General features: G+C 62.7%; 13 protein-coding genes and 1 pseudogene. 11 read left to right on the top strand and 3 right to left on the bottom strand.

The window, feature by feature from the left end:
- From FF090_RS12455 to FF090_RS12445, 3 genes and pseudogenes are all read left to right on the top strand, one after another.
- Positions 1 to 885 carry a DMT family transporter gene (locus FF090_RS12455; protein WP_246071408.1) on the top strand — a complete coding sequence of 295 codons (885 nt, stop codon included), beginning with the start codon at positions 1 to 3 and terminating at the stop codon, positions 883 to 885.
- On the top strand, positions 882 to 1994 hold the full coding sequence (locus FF090_RS12450) for an enoyl-CoA hydratase/isomerase family protein (protein ID WP_138857028.1): 1113 nt from the start codon (positions 882 to 884) through the stop codon (positions 1992 to 1994). The genes FF090_RS12455 and FF090_RS12450 overlap by 4 nt, the downstream gene beginning before the upstream one ends.
- A 134-nt stretch (positions 1995 to 2128) precedes the next feature.
- Positions 2129 to 3026 (top strand): annotated as a pseudogene (locus FF090_RS12445) (IS1595 family transposase).
- A 133-nt stretch (positions 3027 to 3159) separates the two neighbouring features.
- Here FF090_RS12445 and FF090_RS12440 read toward each other — a convergent pair.
- The 3 genes from FF090_RS12440 to FF090_RS12430 all read right to left on the bottom strand — a co-directional run bounded on the left by FF090_RS12440 (position 3160) and on the right by FF090_RS12430 (position 8667).
- Positions 3160 to 4200: a PEP-CTERM sorting domain-containing protein gene (locus tag FF090_RS12440; RefSeq protein WP_138857027.1), complete on the bottom strand. Its 1041-nt coding sequence runs from the start codon at positions 4198 to 4200 to the stop codon at positions 3160 to 3162.
- 81 nt (positions 4201 to 4281) lie between these two features.
- Positions 4282 to 7053 carry an XrtA/PEP-CTERM system TPR-repeat protein PrsT gene (prsT, locus tag FF090_RS12435; RefSeq protein WP_175423643.1) on the bottom strand — a complete coding sequence of 924 codons (2772 nt, stop codon included), beginning with the start codon at positions 7051 to 7053 and terminating at the stop codon, positions 4282 to 4284.
- Positions 7054 to 7089: 36 nt separating this feature from the next.
- Positions 7090 to 8667 (bottom strand): FAD-binding oxidoreductase, encoded by a 1578-nt coding sequence (locus FF090_RS12430; RefSeq protein WP_246071406.1) that lies wholly within the window; start codon positions 8665 to 8667, stop codon positions 7090 to 7092.
- A 295-nt stretch (positions 8668 to 8962) separates the two neighbouring features.
- On the opposite strand from FF090_RS12430, the gene FF090_RS12425 reads away from it, so the two are divergent.
- From FF090_RS12425 to xrtA, 8 genes are read left to right on the top strand one after another with little or no spacing between them, the layout of a single operon-like run.
- A complete protein-coding gene (locus FF090_RS12425; protein WP_138857024.1) occupies positions 8963 to 9592 on the top strand; it encodes an XrtA/PEP-CTERM system exopolysaccharide export protein in 630 nt (209 codons plus the stop codon).
- 46 nt (positions 9593 to 9638) lie between these two features.
- On the top strand, positions 9639 to 11219 hold the full coding sequence (locus FF090_RS12420; protein ID WP_138857023.1) for an XrtA system polysaccharide chain length determinant: 1581 nt from the start codon (positions 9639 to 9641) through the stop codon (positions 11217 to 11219).
- A 7-nt stretch (positions 11220 to 11226) separates the two neighbouring features.
- On the top strand, positions 11227 to 12189 hold the full coding sequence (locus FF090_RS12415) for an XrtA-associated tyrosine autokinase (RefSeq protein WP_138857022.1): 963 nt from the start codon (positions 11227 to 11229) through the stop codon (positions 12187 to 12189).
- Positions 12155 to 13708 (top strand): TIGR03016 family PEP-CTERM system-associated outer membrane protein, encoded by a 1554-nt coding sequence (locus FF090_RS12410; protein WP_175423642.1) that lies wholly within the window; start codon positions 12155 to 12157, stop codon positions 13706 to 13708. The genes FF090_RS12415 and FF090_RS12410 overlap by 35 nt, the downstream gene beginning before the upstream one ends.
- Before the next feature lie 17 nt (positions 13709 to 13725).
- Positions 13726 to 14844 (top strand): XrtA/PEP-CTERM system-associated ATPase, encoded by a 1119-nt coding sequence (locus tag FF090_RS12405; protein ID WP_138857020.1) that lies wholly within the window; start codon positions 13726 to 13728, stop codon positions 14842 to 14844.
- Complete coding sequence (locus tag FF090_RS12400; RefSeq protein WP_138857019.1) at positions 14841 to 15674, top strand: XrtA system polysaccharide deacetylase; 834 nt, start codon at positions 14841 to 14843, stop codon at positions 15672 to 15674. Before FF090_RS12405 ends, FF090_RS12400 begins: the two co-directional genes overlap by 4 nt.
- Positions 15675 to 15676: 2 nt before the next feature.
- Complete coding sequence (locus tag FF090_RS12395; protein WP_138857018.1) at positions 15677 to 16726, top strand: FemAB family XrtA/PEP-CTERM system-associated protein; 1050 nt, start codon at positions 15677 to 15679, stop codon at positions 16724 to 16726.
- Complete coding sequence (xrtA, locus tag FF090_RS12390; protein ID WP_138857017.1) at positions 16723 to 18246, top strand: exosortase A; 1524 nt, start codon at positions 16723 to 16725, stop codon at positions 18244 to 18246. Before FF090_RS12395 ends, xrtA begins: the two co-directional genes overlap by 4 nt.
- The last annotated feature ends 21 nt before the right edge of the window (positions 18247 to 18267 follow it).

Below are 18267 nucleotides of genomic sequence, written 5' to 3'. Positions count from 1 at the left end.
ATGACACATCGCCGAGCCCTGCTGCTGATGGTGCTGGTCACGCTGCTCTGGAGTAGCGCGGGCATCGTCAGCCGTCAGTTGCAGAGTGCGCGCCCGTTTGAAGTGACGTTTTGGCGCTCGGCTTTCACCGTGCTGGCCCTTCTGCTCTGGTGGGGCGTGCGAGAGGGTCGGGCGGGTTTGGCACCCATGCGGCATCCCAGTCCCATGCTTTGGGCGTCGGCCGCGTGCTGGGCGGTGATGTTCACGGCCTTCATGGTGGCGGTCTCCATCAGTCCGGTGGCCCAGGTCCTGGTCGTGATGTCCTTGGGCCCGCTGATCACCGCATTGCTGGCTTGGTTGCTGCTGCGCCAGCCCATCGCCCGCCGCACCGGGGTGGCCGTGGCGCTGGCCGGTTTCGGCGTAGCGTGGATGTTCGGTGCCGAAGCTCGGCCCGGTGTGGGTGCCTTGGTGGCTTTGGCCGTTCCGCTGGCGGCTGCTGTCAATTGGATCGTGCTACAGCGCCAAGCGCGCAGCCTAGCTCACAGTCAGGCGGACAGCGTGTCTTTGCCGCACGCGGTCGCATTGGGTGGACTGATCTCTGCCGCATTGACCTTGCCCTTGGCGTGGCCGTTCGCAGCGGCACCTGCTGATTTGCTTTGGCTGGCCTACCTGGGTGTGTTTCAACTTGGCCTGCCTTGTGTACTGGTGGTGCACCTTTCTAAAGTCCTGAGCGCCACAGAACTGGCCTTATTGGCCCAGTTGGAACTGCTTTTTGGCGTGGCTTGGGTTTGGTGGTTGGCCGGCGAACGCCCCAGCGCATCGACGCTCACTGGTGGCTGTTTGGTTCTATTCGCCTTGTTTTTGAATGAATTGCGCCGGCCTCGGGCGCAGGAGACCCCTCGATGAGCACTTCCATTCCCGCCCTCTGCAGCGACGGCCAGGTGCTGGCCGAAGTGAACGGCTGCCTCGGCTTGATCATCCTGAATCGTCCGCAAGCGCTCAATGCATTGTCACTGGCCATGATCCGCGACATGCGCACCCTGCTGCGGGCCTGGCGCGATGACGACTCGATTCAAGCTGTTGCCATCTTGGGGCAAGGTCGCGAAGGCAAGGGCCCCGCGTTTTGCGCCGGCGGCGATATCCGCTTCTTTCATACGGCGGCCAAGGCCAAGGATCCGGCCTTGGGCGACTTCTTCACCGAGGAGTACGCCCTCAATCACGAAATCCATGTCTACCCGAAACCCTATATCGCGCTGATGGATGGCATCGTGATGGGCGGTGGCATGGGCATCAGCCAGGGCGCAAAGCTGCGCGTCCTGACCGAGCGCAGCAAGTTGGCCATGCCAGAGGCCCATATCGGCCTGTTCCCAGATGTAGGCGGAGGCTATTTCCTGGCGCAGTGCCCGGGGCATGTGGGCGAGTGGCTGGCATTGACCGGACAGGTTTTGGGCGCCGGAGATGCCATCGCCCTGGGACTGGGGGATGTGTTTGTGCGCGCCGAGGAGCTGCCCGGCCTGATTGAGCAATTGCGCCACGCTGATCAAACAAGTGCTGAACATGTCGTTGCCACGGTGATGGAGCGTGCCGAACTGGCTCCCGAGCCTCAATTGCTGGCTCACCGAGAGGCGATCGACCGTCACTTTGGCTTTGGGGCGATGCTGGAAATCAAGGCTTCTCTGGCTGGCGACAACTCAGAATGGGCCCAACAGGCTTTGGGGCAATTGAATGCCAACTCCCCATTGGCTCTGGCCATCAGCTTGGAATTGGTGCGCCGTGGCCGCAACCTCAGCTTGGCTGAGGACTTGCGCTTAGAGCGCAATTTGGTTCACTGGTGTTTTGAGCCAGCTTGGCGCGATGCCCATTGTGAAACCCTGGAGGGCATTCGGGCACTGGCGGTGGACAAAGACCATCAGCCTCGCTGGTCTCCTGCCCACAGCGAGGATGTGAGCCCGCAGACCGTCCAGGCTATGTTCGAGAGCCCGTGGGCCAAACACCCTCTCGCAGATCTTCAGTGAATTTAGGTTGACCGAAAAAAAGGCGCTTTACGCGTTAGCTAGTGACGTGGCTCATGCCATGAGCCAGCTGCTGCCGAGACTTACCCCCGAACTGGCCACCGTGGCCGTTTGAGGCCGGGATGAAAAAGTAGGAGATGCAGCGTTTGCTGGCGCTGGTCGAGCGTCTAACGAGGGCGCAGAGGCAGGAGCTGGTCGACAAGCTCAAGGCGCAGACCAGCGCCTTGGCGTCCGTGGAAGTGTTGGAGGCGGCCGGCAGCCAAGCCAGGGTGTGCCCACACTGCGCGAGCCATCGGGTTGTGCGCAATAGCATGGCCAACGGACTGCAGCGATACAAGTGCCGAGGCTGCAACAAGACCTTCAACGCCCTTACCGGGACGCCCTTGGCGCGGTTGCGCCAGAAGGGCAAGTGGCTGGAACAGACCCCGGCTCTGGCGGATGGCCTCAAGGTGCATCGGGCGGCTGATTTCCTGGGAGTCGCACCGAGCACGGCCTTTCGGCTGCGCCACCGCTTCCTCTCACAGCCGGGGAACGTCAAACCTGGCCGCCTGGCCGGCGTGGCGGAGATGGACGAAACGTACTTCCTGGCGTCGTACAAGGGCCGCAAGGTCATTGGGCGCCCGGCGCGAAGGCGAGGCGGGCGCGCCGCCAATCGTGGCCTGTCGCGAGAGCAGATTCCGGTGCTCGTGGCCCGCGACCGCTCCGGCGTGACCACCGATTTCGTCCTGACCGACACCCGAAAGGTCGCCCTGATGACCTTGCCCAAGCCACTGCTGCCGGTCTATGCCGTCGTCTGCTCCGATGGCACCGGCTCCATCAGCTACGCGGGGAAGGAACTCGGCCTGGAGCACCAGGCTGTCCTTGGGCTCTAGCGGCAAACACACCATGGGCGCCTGGCACATCCAGAACGTTAACGCCTACTACTCGCGGCACAAGACCTGGATTCGCCGGTTCCAAGGCGTGGCCACGTACTACCTGGAGAACTATCTCGGCTGGTACCGGGCCTTGGACAGGATGCCCAACATCCCTGCGTAACCCGCCCGGTTGATCGTCCTGGCGCTTGGCCGATGAGTTCGTCCTCAGCTAGCGCGCAAATGAAAAAGGGACCCGAAGGTCCCTTTTGTCTTGCGCCCAAAGCAGCCGAAGGGCGAACCCTTCGCTGCAATGATTACTTGGCGCGGCGGCGGGTCGACAGACCCAGGCCCAGCAGAGCCACACCGGCCAGAGCCAGACCGGCCGGCTCGGGGATCTTGCTCACGACCGTCGCGTTGCTCGACTGATTGATCGACAGGGCATAGCGGTTACCGGCCTTGAAGGTGCGGGAGGCTGACAGAATGGTGCCGGCGAAGCTATAGCTGAAATTGTCTGACGAGTCAGTCACGAAGCCGGTCTGATTGATCTCGCTCGGCGAAAAAATCAGATCACCACCAAAGCCCGCGCACAACGCTGCGCTCGAAATGCAACGCAGGGTCATGGTCCAACCCATGCCAGCCGACGCCTGGTCAATACGGTCTGCAGCGTTGCTGACCCATAGCGCCTGATAAGCAGAAGCAGTCACCGCGACGGATGCGGAAAAGTCGGCACCAACAGTGAAGGCCAATTGGGTGGTGGCGCTGTTCAGAATGGTCGAGTTGGCACCGCCCTCATTGTTCGGGCCAACCGCAGCCGCGTCGGCGCGGGTCAGGCCCGACACTGCACCACCGACCGCGGAGCCGCTGATGTACATGTCACCCAGTGCGTAGTTGGCCGAGGGTGGGGGCGTCACAAAGGTGCCGGTGTTGTTTTCGGTGTTGCCGCCGTACAGCGCGCCAGCGATCACGCCGCAGTCCGGGCCGGCGCAGCGGGCTTTGACGTCCACCGTGGCGCCCACGGTGTTTGAAGTGATGCTGCTCGCGCCCGCACCCGTGCCGACTGCGCCGTTGTAGTTGGCGGCCGAAGTGCCGGTACGCGACTCATTCAGAATGCTGATGGCACCGTTCTGAGGGACCGGGCCGGCGGGCGTGGCCAGGAACAGCTGGGTAATGTTCAGGTCCGACATAGCCATGGCGCCAGCGTGAGCCGGGGCGGAGGCGAATGCCAGGGTGCCAGCGGCGATTGCGGCGGCGATCTTGGTGTTCGTCAGTTTCACAGTCTTCTCCTTGACAGAAGGGGTGGTGTCACCTGTTAATGCATGCTGCGTGCCAGCTTTTTGCTTTTTCTTGTAAGGCATTGATTTGTATGGAAAAAATTGCCAGTTAAGAACGTTCCGGCGGTTCTTCGAATCAAGGCTGTAAAGAGTGTCGACATTGGTTCAAAGATTGCGAAGCAAGCGCGCGACCTCGTCTTGGTGGGGAAACCGGGCGCCTAGGCCGGCAAGTTGCTGGAGCACGGCTCGGGCTTCAGCGCCGCGCTTGGCTTGAATCAGTAGCTTGGCATGGGTCAGCTGATGAGGGGCTGCGCCGGGCGCCAGGCGCAGTGCCTTTTCCTGGGTTTTGATCGCGCGTTCGATCTGCCCTTCCTTGGCCAGCAAGGTGGCCAATGTGTCCAAGATCTCGGCGCGTTCGGGTTCGAGCGACGCGGCCGCTTCCGCTGCGGCCAGAGCACCTGCCTTGCCAGCCTGGTCCAGGGCCAAGGCCAGGTTGTTTTGAGCACCTGCGCGTTTCGGGTCGATCGCCAGCGCGCGCCGATAGTGCGTCTCAGCCACATCCCAGCGCCGCTCGGCAAAGGCGAGGTCGGCGAGGTACAGCTGAAAGTACAAATCACCCGGTGCGCGTGCTTGGTGGGTTGCTTCGAAGGTCGTGGCTTCTACGCCGCGCTTTGCCAAAAGTAGGCTGCGATGCAGACGCACCGCCATGCCCGCGCCCGCATCAATCTCCCAGCCTTTCCTGTAAGCCGCTGCCGCCTTCGTGTAGTCCTTGGCCTGGAACGCAATGTCTCCTTCTAGCAGATGGCCTTCGGGGCTCGCAGGGTGACGTCGCTGCACGGCCTGTGCCACAGTGCGAGCCCGCTCCCGGTTGCCGGCAGTGATTTCACTGGACACCAATAGCTTGGCAATGGGGATGGACTCCGGGCTAGTCTCAAAGCCCTTTCTGAGTGTGGCAAGTGGCGCCGTCTTGTCGCCCTGCCGCAGTTGGATGCCCGCCAACAGGGCGTAGGCCTTTGCGTCTTTCGGGAAGGCACCGATCCATTGATTTAGCACTGCTGCAGCTTGATTAAAGTCGCCTGCGTCCTCATGCAGCAGTGCCAAATGTTCTAGCAACTGAGGTTGCTCTGGAAGGCGCGAGAGGGCGGTCTTGACGGCGGCCATCGCACCGGCGTTGTCCTTTTGCTCGCGCAGGATCTTGGTCAGTTCCAGATGGGCTGGCAAATGCTGTGGCTCTGCGCTCAGGGCTTTGTTCAGCAGCTGCTTTTGCTCGTCTATCTTTGCCCCTTGGCTTTGGCGTACTTGGAGCAGCGAGAACCAGGCGGCAGCGCTCTTAGGATGTTCACGTGTGAACTTCTCCAGCCGAGCCTGCGCGTCCGCGGGTTTTTTTGCCAATAGGTCCAGATTCACCAGGCCATGGACGGCGGGCAAGTATGCGCTTTCTCTCTCGAGCGCCTTGCTAAACGCTTGAGTAGCCGCTGCGGAGTCGCCTTTGCGGGTCAAGAACTGACCGCGCAACAGCTGCGGCAAAGGGTCCTTGGAAAGCTTTTTCTCCAGGGCGTCTACGGCTTGTATCGCTTCCTCCAGTCGGTCGAGCCGGTTGAGGAGGCCGATCAGGGCCATATCCCCCTGGGGGTCGTTCTCTGCCGCAGCCAGTCGACGCAATTCCTCCAGGCCCTGAGCTGTCTTGCTGTTTTGGGCGAGGGTTATACCCAGCGCTACGCGTCCGGCGGCAAAGTCAGGTTCTTGCGCCTTCAAGGCCAACAGGATGCGTTCGGCCTGCGCACCTTGGCCTAGCTGGGTGTGCGCTTGTGCGGCGAGCAGGCGTGCTTGCGCAGCAGGCTGTTGTTGATTGATCAAGGGTTGGAGCGCATTGAGCGTGCCGCTGGCATCGCCGCTTTGCAGCAGGGCCTGCGCCAGACTGAGTCGAGCCGCCTGGTTCTGCGGCGAGAGATTCACGGCGCGCCGCAGGTGGTCGGTTGCGCGAGTGTGGCGCTTGCGTTGCAGGTCGATCAGGCCGGCCAGCTGGTGAACGTCGGCACTGTCAAAAACCTGCTTCAGCACTTGCTCAATGGCCAGTGCGGCTGCCTCGTACTCTTTGTTCTCAAAGGCCAGCCAGGCGACGTAGTACTGCGTATTGGGGTGCGTCGGTGCCGCCTTGCGCATCGCTTCAAGCTGGAGCTTGGCTTTGTCCAGTTGGCGCTCTTTCAGCTGGATGGGCAAGATGCGGCTGAAGGACTCCAAGTCTGTTGGGGCGATGGCCTGTGCGGCCAGGTAATGCGCCATGGCGGCTTGGCTGCCCTGTGGTCTGATCGCCTCCAGGTCGCCGAGCAATAGCAAGACCTTGAGATTCTTGGGGTGCTCGTTCAGGATTGCTTGAGCGCGCGACACTGCGGTATCCACTTCATTTGTGGCGGCCATGGCTCGGGCTTCCAGAAGCCTTGCCTCCAGGCGCTGTGGCTCGTGTCCCAGGGCTTTGCGGGTGGCGGTGAGCCCCTTCGCTACATCGCCGAGGGCAAAGTAAGCACGTGCCAAACTGACTTCCAGACTGGCCGCCGCTTGGGGGTCGGAGAACTGGGCCGAGCCAAAGCGCTCGATAACCTGACGCATTTCTCCTTTGGCCACCATTGCGCGAGCTTGCAGGGGAGCCAAACGTTCGCGTGGGATTTGTCCCTCGGGTAGCTTCTCGAGTTCGATCCATGCGCCCGTGCCATCCCCCAACTCCACAAGAGCAGTGGCCAGCAATACACGGGCTTCAATCAAACTGCCGTCTTGCTGTAGCGCGCTCTTGAGGTCGATGGCGGCGGTCTGCCAGGCGCCTTGACGCATTTGATCCTTCGCGCGCGCCATCAACTCTTCGCTGCTGGGACTCAGGCAGGCGCTCAGCGCTCCAGCCGTGGCGAGACTGGCGGCGAGCAGGCGCAGGCGAGGTAAGTTCATGAGGGTCATGGGATCAGAGATGGGGAAAGGGGGGGGTCAGCAGTAGCGATCGGGGGCCAGCAGGTCCTCTGGATCCCAGGTGCTGCGCAAGCGGCGGTGCCAGGCGCAAGCTTCAGGGGCTAATTCACGTAAATCGGCCATGGCTTGGATGCCTAGTCGATAAGGGAAAAATCCCAGGGCCTGTCCGCGCCGCAACAACTGCGCTGCACAGGCCTGGGCGCGTGCGGTTGCCTCAGGGTTGTCGCGGTCGAAGAGGATCGGCACCGTGCTGTCAAACACGCGCTCGCCCAGTGTGGTGAAGGTGATCAAGGGTTCGACACCATGCGCACGGGCCACCTCGTGGACCATGTCGGCATAGCGCCTGGCATCCTGGCCGCGCATGGGAACCAGAGGGGCGTACCAGAGCAATCCGCACCCATGGGCATGGGGTTCGCGTGGCACGTCCTGCGGTGCGGCCCGACGATTTCGCCAATAGGCCAGGGGCAGCGCAGTCTCATTGGGTTGGCCGGCTACCAGTTCGAGTGAGCTGCGCAGGGTCTGGGTCAGGCGCTTGAGTCCGTTGGCCCATGAAGGCAGACGTGCTGTAGCCCGTGCCAGAAAGGCCGCGCGATCAGGGGTGACAAAGAGCAGGCGCGAGGCCAGCGGGCCTAGGGCGCGCCTCAATTCCGCGCGTGCTGCAGCTACCGTGGCGCGGGTTCCATATAGCGTGCAAAACCCAGTCCAAGCCTGGACTTGGTACTGTCGCCCCAGTCGCAGCAGCACCTCAGGAGGAATCAATCCCTGGGGATCCAACTCGGTCCACGGGTAGGGCGCAGACATCGAAAGGACCCGGTGGCGGTTCATCAGATTGATGGCGCCAATCAACCCGGGCAGTCGCTGCAGCAGAGCGCGCATGGCCTCGACTGTTCGCTCCAAGCGGGCGTCATCGGGGATGCTGAAGAGGCAGGCCTGAATGGCATCGGGGCGACGCGCGAGTGCAATGGAGAGACGTGTCACCACGCCCATACCGCTTTGCGTGAATAGCCCCTGACCGTGAGGCCCCAGGCCCCATTTGAAGAGTCGTGCCAGCTCAGGGCCTGCGGCCTCACGCAAAGCGCTTCGAAAGCGACTGCCGTCGGCCATGACTGCTTCAAGATTGGTGACGGCCGCGTAATGGTCGGTCACGGGCGTGACCCCGTAGCCGCGCTCCAGGGCGTTGGACAGCAAGCTGCAGCGAGGCCCCGCGCCTGTAACGGGAACCAGAAAAGGCAGTCCCTTGTCCTTCAGGTGCTGCGCCAATTGTTCCTGGGTGACGCCGGGCTCCACGCTGGCGACCCCGAGTTCGGGGTCGACTTCCAATTGGCATAGGGTGCCCAGGTCCAGCAACACACATCCCGATCGTGCAGGGAGTGCAGTCCCGTAGCCCCAGTTGCGGCCGGTGGAGATGGGGTGCAAGGCTTGGCGATACTGGCGTGCGATCTCCAGCACTTGGGCCACCAGTCGATCAACGTGAGAGGCGCGCTCGGCTGCATTCCTGGCCTCGATGGCTGGTAGGCGCAGCGCGCCGCTCAGCTCACGCTGCTGGGCGCCGGTGTCCTGTCCATAGCGCTGCCGAGCGGTGGCTGCATCGTCCACTTGATCAGGGCCCAGCAGCTGCCGCCAGGCCTCTAGGGCTGGTGCGAGAGCGAGGGAGTTTTGCGAAGACTCGGACAATGCCATGCGTGCTTTGAGTTGCCTTGGCGCAGCTTAATCCGGCCGGCAAGATGGATCGTGCAATCGTGCCTTGGTGAGGGCGTGATCCCCCCGAAACAAAGGGGCCCGGCCTCGGGGGCCTGCGGGAGGCGGCGCAATGGCCTATGGCATCATCCCGCGCTCCTATCGAGGAGCTGCGGCGTCCTCTCAACGACTGACCTTAATGGGTGGTAAAGCTATGAACTTGGGACAGCCTGTTGCCGGCCGTTTCCTGGCCCTCGGTGTGAGTTGCCTGCTGCTCTTGAGTGGTTGTGCGCTGATGGAAGAAGCGCATCCACCGGCACCGGCCAAGGCGGCTCTGGAGAACTACAGCTATGTGATCGGCCCCGGTGACAGTCTGAACATCGTGGTGTGGCGCAACCCCGAGCTCTCCATGTCCGTGCCAGTGCGCCCGGACGGCAAGATCTCTGCGCCGCTGGTTGACGAGTTGCTGGTGCAGGGCAAGAACCCAACCGAGGTGTCGCGCGAAGTCGAGCGGGTGCTCGGCAAGTATGTTCGCGATCCGGTGGTGACCGTCATGGTGACCAATTTCGTCGGCCCTTATAGCGAGCAGATTCGTGTGGTCGGCGAGGCCAGCAAGCCGCAGTTCTTGCCCTTCAAGCAGCAGATGACCCTGTTGGACGTGATGATTGCTGTGGGTGGGTTGACGGATTTCGCCGATGGCAACTCGGCCACCATTCTGCGCACGTCTGAGGGCAACAAACAGTACTCGGTGCGGCTCAAGGATCTCATCAAGCGCGGCGATGTGTCGGCCAATGTGGATGTGCGGCCGGGCGATATCTTGATCATTCCGCAAAGCCTGTTCTGAGCCGCGTCTCGGATCGGCAGGCCCTGGGCAGAACGGAAAGCAGCGCATGGATTTGTTGATGAGCCAGCTCTACGCGCTTGCGCGTCGGGTGTGGAAGTACCGTTGGATCGGACTGGGTGTGGCCTGGCTGGTGGGCGTGGTCGGCCTGGTGGGCTCGTTTTTGGTGCCCAACCGCTATGAATCCAGTGCGCGGATCTATGTCGATACGCAGTCAATTCTCAAGCCTTTGATGGGGGGCTTGGCGGTGCAGCCCAATGTGGAGATGCAGGTCACTCAGCTGAGCAAGACTTTGATCTCCCGGCCCAATATTGAGAAGTTGATTCGGATGGCCGATCTCGACCTGAAGAAGCAGACCAAGGCACAGCAGGAGGCGCAGATCGAGCATCTGATGAAGACCTTGTCGATCGCCACCACCGGTCGCGACAACCTCTACACCCTGGCCTACAACAACCCTAACCCGGAAGTAGCCAAGAAAGTGGTGCAGTCCTTGGTTTCGATTTTTGTCGAGTCTTCATTGGGGGCTACGCGCAAGGACTCGGCTTCGGCTACTACCTTCATCAATGAGCAGATCAAGACCTACGAGGCCAAGCTGGAAGAGGCTGAGCAGCGCTTGAAGGAGTTCCGTCTGCGCAATTTGGAATTGGCTCAGCCCGATGGCAAGGATGCCACCTCGCGCTTGGCGGAAATGAGCCAGCAACTGAACCGGGCGAAGCTGGAGTTGCGCGAGGCGGAAAACGCCCGCGACGCTGCTCGGGCACAACTCGAGGGTGAACGCGGACGGGGTCAAGATGCAACGGCCGCTTCTCTGATGCAAGAGTCAAGTCTTTCGGTGGCGACGCCAGAAATTGATTCGCGCCTGGATTCCTTGCGCCGCGGTCTCGATGGCCTGCTGCAGCGCTATACCGATCAGCATCCGGACGTTCAGACGACGCGGCGCTTGATCCGCGACCTGGAAGACCAAAAGAAGCGCGAGGTCGCTGAGTTGCGCCGCCAGGCATTGGCGAACCCGGCCACGGCCGGTGGTGCGGTCGGCGCTGTTCAGCAGGAATTGAGCCGTCTATTGGCCTCCTCTGAAATTCAAGTTGCGGCACTCAAGGCGCGAGTCAATGAGTTTCAGAGTCGCTATAGCCAGGCCATGGAGGCGATGAAGACCGCGCCGCAGGTCGAGGCCGAAGCCGCGCAGCTCAATCGCGACTACGAAATCCACAAGAAAAAGTACGAGGAGCTGGTGGCCCGCCGCGAGGCCGCTGCCATTTCGGGCGATCTGGATGTGGCCGCAGGTGTGGCCGACTTTCGTCTGATTGACCCGCCCCGGGTTTCTCCTCGTCCGGTGGCCCCCAACCGCTTCCTTTTGTTGGGTGCGGCGCTGGCGGCAGCTCTGGGGGGCGGCTTGTTTGCGTCTTTCGCAGCCAGCCAACTGCGTCCGGTCTTCTTTGAGCCGGGTGAGCTGCGGGCGCGCACCGAGTTGCCCATCCTGGGCGTGGTTTCTCGCATCATCAGCGAGGCCGAGACACGCCGGGTCCGCTTGGATCGCCTGCGATTCCTGGGGGGTTCTGCGGCCCTGTTGTTAATGTTTGGTGCAGCCATGTTGGCCCTGGTGGTCATCAGTGCTCGCCAGGGAGGCTGAGCACGCCATGGCCAGTTTGATCGAACAAGCAGCACAGCGCCTGGAACAGCTGCGCCAAGCCGGCGTGGTCTTGCCTGAGGCTAAGCCTGCACCTGTGGCCCCAGTGCCGTCCACGCCAGTCGACGCTAGTCCTGTATCAGCACCTTCTGCCGTGGCGACCGGTCGTGCGGAGACAACATTGCGTTCGCGCAGTGTTGATTTGAATTTCGAGGCGCTCAACGCCATGGGCATGCTGGCCCCGGGCGCTCCGCGCAGCCTGATGGCCGATCAATACCGCGTCATCAAGCGCCCTTTGATCAAGAACGCGATGGGTCAGGGGGCAGCGACCCTGACGCATGCGAACCTGATCATGGTGACCAGCGCGCTGGCCGGTGAGGGCAAGAGCTTTACCTCGCTCAATCTGGCTTTGAGCATGGCGGCCGAGCAAGACCACACCGTCATGCTGGTGGACGCCGATGTCGCGCGCCCCTCGTTGTTGCGCATGCTTGGGCTGCAGCCGGGGCCGGGTTTGCTGGACGTGTTGGAAGACCGTGTCGACATGGCCGATGTGCTGCTGCGCACCAACATAGACAAACTCACCTTGTTGCCCAGCGGAACTCCGCACCCGCGCGCCACCGAATTGTTGGCCAGCGAGGCCATGCACGAGCTGCTCAATGAGATGGCCCGTCGGTATCCTGACCGGATCATTATTTTTGACTCGCCGCCCTTGCTGTTGACAACGGAGTCCCGGGTGCTGGCCAGTCAAATGGGCCAGATCGTGATGGTCGTCGCGGCGGAGCACACGCCGCAGAGTGCGGTACAGCAGGCGCTCTCCACCATCGAAGCCCATCCGCTGAAAATGCTGTTGCTGAACCAAGTGCAGACCGATGCGCAAGGTGGCTACGGCTATGGCTATGGCTATGGCTATGGCTATGGCTATGGCTACGGCTACGGCTATGACCACGAAGACCATGGCGCCAAGCCGGCTTGAGCTGACGCCTGTCTGGGGCGGATGTGCATTGGCGGGCTGGCTGTGCTTGGCCGTCGGGGCGCAGGCGCAGGCTTCCACTTCAGGCGAGGGTAGTCGGCTGCGCTTTCAGCTCAGCAGCACGCTGACGGTAAGCGATCAGATCGGCCGGGGCGCCGAGGCCACCAATGATCGCGGTGCCTTGCTCAGTGTGCGTCCTAGTCTGTTGTGGCAGTCCCGCGCTGGCTTGGTGCGCGGTACGGTGGACTTTGGTCTCACGGGCCAAGAGGCCATCCGAACCGAACTGCAGCAAAGCCGGCAGCAGAACCATTTGCGCGCTACGCTCAATAGCGGCATGGGTACGCGATGGTTGGATCTGAGCCTTCAGGCGCAGGTCGGCCAGCAGGCTCAGTCGGCCTTTGGCGCGCAAGGATTGGGAAGCAGCGGCAGCCTGGCGCGAGCCAACCAGAAGGAAGTCGGAAGCGTGGTCTTCACGCCGCGCATTGACCTGGGGAGAGGTTCTGACATCGGCCTAGAGGCTAGCCATACCCTCAATGCTCAGCAGACGCGCGCTAGCACTCAGGGCGATCAGCATGGCCATGTCAGCAACATTACGCTGCGGGGGCCGGAGGTGGCTCGGCTGCAATGGCGCCTGACAGCCCAGCAGCAGGTTGCCAAACCCAAGGCCCAGCGCAGCACGGAGAGTGACCAGGCCGCGTTAGAACTCCGCGGGAAAGTGAATTCCGAGTGGGCCCTACGTGGCACGGTAGGTGCGGGGCGTAGCAATTTGGTTCAACTGGACGGCGAGCGGACCACCACCTATGGAGGGGGGCTGCGATGGCAGCCCGGCCCACGCACGCACGTTGAATTGGATGCCGGCAAGTCCGTGGTGGCTGATCAGTTCAACTTCAAGGCTCAACATCGCTGGGCCCGCTTGGCAATCAACGCCTTGGTGTCGCAAAGCGAGAGCCAGGGCGGTGTGCTTGGTTCGGCGGGGCAGCAGACCCGGTACGACTTGCTGTTTCAGCAATACGCCAGCCAGGAGCCCGACCCGGTGCTGCGCGATGCCTTGGTGCGACAAGAGTTGGCGCGTCTGGGGCTGAGCGCCGATGCGCCTGCCGCGGCAGGATTCATCAGCAGCGGCCCGACCCTGACACGGCGTGGGCAGCTGGCCTTCAACTGGGACCTGGCGCGTTGGAGCCTGAGCGGCAATGGCAGTTGGAGTCGCAGTTTTCGCCTCGGCAGCGAGGCCCGTAGCGACGACCTGGCGCAGAGCAGCTTCGTGCTGCAGCGTGGCCTGGGCTTCAATCTTGCCTACCGGCTCAACCCCAAGGACAGCTTGAATGCCTACGCCAATTGGCAGCGCACTCAGGGGGACCGGGCCGAATTGGCAAACTCCCTGAAGTCAGCCGGTCTGGCCTGGACCACCCGACTGGGGCCGCGCAATCAGATCAATCTTTCGCTGCGGCGCAGTGAATTCCGCGCTACTTTGCGTCCCTATACCGAGAACGCATTTCTCGGCACGCTGACTCAGCAGTTCTAGTTCCCGCCTAGGCTCCCATGTACGAAGCTTTTTACGGTCTGAGCGCCAAGCCCTTTCAGCTCAGCCCGGACCCCAGTTTTTATTTCGGCTCGAAGCAGCACCGCCGCGCCAAGGCCTATTTGGACTACGGCGTGCTGCGCAATGACGGCTTCATCGTCATCACCGGCGAGATCGGCGCTGGCAAGACCACCTTGTTGCGCGGTCTGCTCGATGGCCTGAATAAGGACCAGGTGGTGATCGGCAATCTGGTCACCACGCAGTTGGACGCCGAAGACACCCTGCGCATGGTCGCTGCGGCCTTTGGTGTGCGCGCCAAGGATGTGCAGAAGTCCGAGCTCTTGATGACGCTGGAGGCCTTTTTCGTGGCCCAGGCCAGCCAGAACAAGCGCTGCTTGCTGGTGGTGGACGAGGCACAGAACCTGAGCGCGCGGGCGGTGGAAGAGCTGCGGATGCTGTCGAATTTTCAGTTCGGCAATCAGTCGCTGTTGCAGACCTTCGTGGTGGGTCAGCCGGAGTTCCGCCACATCCTGCAGCGCCCCGAAATGGAGCAGTTCCGCCAGCGCGTGGCGGCCACCTGCCACATCGGTCCGCTCGACGAGGAAGAAACCCAGCGCTACATCGAGCACCGGCTCAAATGCGCAGGCGCGACCGACAAGCCGACCTTTGACCCCGAGGCTTTCTTGGTCATCCACCGGGCCACCAAGGGCATTCCGCGCCGCATCAACACGCTTTGCGATCGCCTGCTGCTGTTGGGCTTCATGCAGGGCAGGGTCCACTTGGCCCTGGGGGATGTCGACGAGGTCTTGAAGGATCTGGCCAAAGAGACCGAATTGCCCGCCCCTTCGCGGCCCATGCCGTTGGATGGGGGGACTGAGGCGCAGGAGGCTGCGCGCGCAGGCCCCGAGTCGCTGTCGGGCGTGGACCTGGACCTCAGCCAGTTGGCCACTTTGTCGGCGCCTCAGGCGCAGAAGTTGGCGGGCGGCTTTGCCCAGCTCAGCGCCGATCAAATGCAAGATCGCATGCAGCGCCTGGAGCGCAGCCTGATGCGCTTGGAACGCATCAATCTGCAAACGCTCAATCTGCTGCAAAAACTAGTGGGTGCCCTGCGCGCACCCAACAACGAGGGATCGCAATGAGCACCTTGCGCAATGCGATGACCATTGACGTCGAAGACTATTTCCAAGTCTCGGCGATGGCGCCTTACATCCCGCGATCCGATTGGGCGCGCATCCGCTGCAGGGCCGAGGACAACGTCATGCGCATCCTCGCCATGCTGGACGAGCAGGGCGTCAAGGCCACTTTTTTCACTTTGGGCTGGATCGCCGAGCGTCATCCGGGTCTGGTACGGGCCATCGTGGCCGGCGGGCATGAGCTGGCCAGCCATGGCTATGGCCACGAGCGCGCCAGCGACATGAGCCCGACAGCCTTTTCAGATGATGTGCGGCGCGCCAAGGCCTTGTTGGAAGACATTGGCGGCGTAGCGGTGCAGGGCTATCGGGCCCCCAGTTTCTCCATCGGCACCGATAACCTCTGGGCTTTTGATGTCCTTCTGGAGGCGGGCTATCGCTATTCCAGCAGCGTCTATCCGATCGCCCACGACCACTATGGCATGCCGGATTCGCCGCGCTTTGCCTACCCGGTGCGTCCGGGCTTGATCGAGGTACCGGTGACCACCAATCGCTTTGGCCAGCGCAATGTGCCGTCCAGTGGTGGTGGCTATTTCCGCCTGCTGCCCTACAGCCTGTCGCGGTGGCTGATTCAGCGCGTCAACCAACGCGATCAGCAGTCGGCGGTGTTCTATTTCCACCCCTGGGAAGTGGACCCCGAGCAACCACGCGTCAAGGGCATCGATGCCAAAACGCGCTTTCGGCACTACGTCAATTTGGGGCGGACCGAGGGCCGCATCCGGCGCCTGCTGAGTGATTTCAGCTGGGGCCGCATGGACCAGATTTTCTTGCCGGCCTGAGCATGGACGTGCCGATTCAAGTGCGCCCGCTGGCGCTGCATGAGCCTGCCCAGTGCAGGGTCTGGGATGCCTATGTGCGGGCTTGTCCGCAGGCCAGCTTTTTCCATTTGAGCGGCTGGGCTCGGGTGGTTGAGCAGGTCTGGGGTCACCGCTGCCGACTGTTGGGGGCGTGGCGTGACGGGCATCTGGTGGGGGTGTTGCCGCTGGCCGAAATCGACAGCCTGCTGTTCGGTCACAGCGTCTGCTCCATGCCTTTCGCGGTCTATGGCGGGGTGGCCGCCGACGACGAGCAGGCCGGCCAGGCACTGGATCAAGCGGCATTGGCCTGGACCCAGGACCGTGGTGCCGACAGCCTTGAGTTGCGCCAGCTGCAGGCCCGGCACATTGACTGGCCGCGTCAGGATCTCTACGTCACGTTTCGCAAATCACTGTCCGTTGACGACGAGACCAATATGCTGGCCATTCCGCGCAAGCAGCGCGCCATGGTCCGTAAAGGGCTGGGCAATGGATTGCGGGCGCAGAGGGACGACGACGCGGCTCGCTTCTTTGCGCTTTTCTCGGACAACGTCCACCGCCACGGAACCCCTGCCATGCCGCGCCGCTGGTTTGAGGCGCTGCTCAAGGAGTTCGGCCCCGATGCGGAAGTGCTGACGGTGGAAGGCCCCGACGGCACGCCCCTGTCCTCGGTGCTGAGCTTCTATTTTCGCGATGAGGTGCTGCCCTACTACGCGGGTGACGCGCTGGCGGCGCGCGAGTTGGCAGCCAACGACTTCAAATATTGGGCGCTGATGCAGCACGCGGTGCGGCGTGGTGCCCGGTTGTTTGACTACGGACGCAGCAAGCAGGGCACTGGCCCCTACAGCTTCAAGAAGAACTGGGGCTTTGAGCCGCAGCCGCTGAGCTATGAGTTCCAGTTGCTGCGCGGGCAGCAGGACGTGCCCCAGCAAAACCCCAACAACCCCAAGTACCAGGCCTTGATCAAGACCTGGCGCCGCCTGCCGCGCGCTCTGGTGAATCGATTGGGGCCGCCCATCGTGCGCAATCTGGGATGAACACGCAAACCATGGCCATGAATTGGCGCAAGTCACTCCTGATCCTTGGACTGGCCCTGGCGGGGCTGCTGGGGATTTGGCGTGAGGCTACGTTCGGGATGGTGGGCATCTGGTGGCGCAGTGACACCTTTGCGCATGGCCTGTTGGTGTTGCCGATTGCCGGCTGGCTGGTCTGGCGTGACCGGGAGCGCCTGATTGCGCTGAATCCTCAGCGCTGGGCCTGGCCGCTGCTGCCCCTTGCGCTGGCCGCACTGATGGGCGGTTTGGGACAACTGGCCCAGGTTGATGCGGCCGCGCAGCTCGCGGTGGTGCTGATGGTGCAGGCCCTGGTGCTGTCCGTGTTGGGTCCTCAGGTCGGCCGGGCTCTGGCCTTCCCGCTGTTGTTCTTACTGTTCGGGGTGCCCATCGGCGAGTTCATGCTGCCCACGATGATGGATCTGACCGCAGACTTCACGGTCAGCGCGTTGCGCCTCAGTGGGGTACCGGTCTATCGTGAAGGCCTGAACTTCGTCATCCCGACCGGCCATTGGTCGGTGGTGGAGGCCTGCTCGGGGGTCCGCTACCTGATGGCCTCGGTGATGGTGGGCACCTTGTTTGCCTACCTGAACTTCGGTGGCTTGCGGCGGCGTCTGCTTTTTGTCGGTGTCGCCTTTGTCGTGCCGCTGCTCGCCAATTGGCTGCGTGCTTATTTCATCGTGATGCTGGGGCATCTGTCGAACAACAAGATCGCCGCTGGGGTTGACCACCTGATCTACGGCTGGGTCTTTTTCGGCATCGTGATGTTTCTGATGTTTGCCGTGGGCGCACGGTTTTCTGATTTGCCGCCGGGGCAGAGCCCAGAACGTCGGATCATTTCAAGGGGTGAGGTCTCGCGGGCGCTGGCCCTGTGGGCGCCTCTGATCATGCTGAGCCTCTCGCTGGTGACTGCGCCGCTCTGGCTGGAGCGCTTGCGGCGGGCCGATGTGCAGGCCCCAGCGTCCTTGCCGGCGCTCACTGTGTCGGGTTGGTCGCCTCAAGAGTTGACCCTGCCTTGGCGCCCCAAGCTGGAACCCGCTTTGCTGCACCGCCAGCAGGCCCTGAAGGGGGCGGACGGCCATTGGGTCTTGCTCGATGTCGGCCTGGGCGTTCGACTCACAGGCCAGGCCAAGGCCATCGGGGGGCAAAACCTTTTGTTGGACAGTGAGGATCGTCTTTGGCGGGTGCTGGCACGGGGCCGAGACCATTGGCGCGTGCTGGGGCCAGGCCTTTGGGGGCGAGATCAGGTCTACCTGCTGCGCCGGCTGCACTGGGTTGATGGCCGCTTCATCCAAGCCGCGGAAGCGGCCAAACTGGCCCAGGTCTGGCAAATGCTGAAGGGCCAGGGGGATGCCGCCGCTCAAGTGGTGCTGTTGACGCCCGAAGAGGGGCAGGGCGCGCAGCGCCTGCAGGCCTTCACCGAGCAGGTCTTGGCCCCCTTGAATGGATGCCTGCAGGCCCTGGCCTTACCGAGTGGCCGGCACAATGCCGCCCGCTGCGACTGAGTCGCTGAAGACTACGAACGA

The organism is Inhella inkyongensis (assembly GCF_005952805.1).
GTDB lineage: Bacteria > Pseudomonadota > Gammaproteobacteria > Burkholderiales > Burkholderiaceae_C > Inhella > Inhella inkyongensis.
Note: the sequence above shows the minus strand (reverse complement) of the source record. Positions and strands in the feature narration are given on the sequence as shown.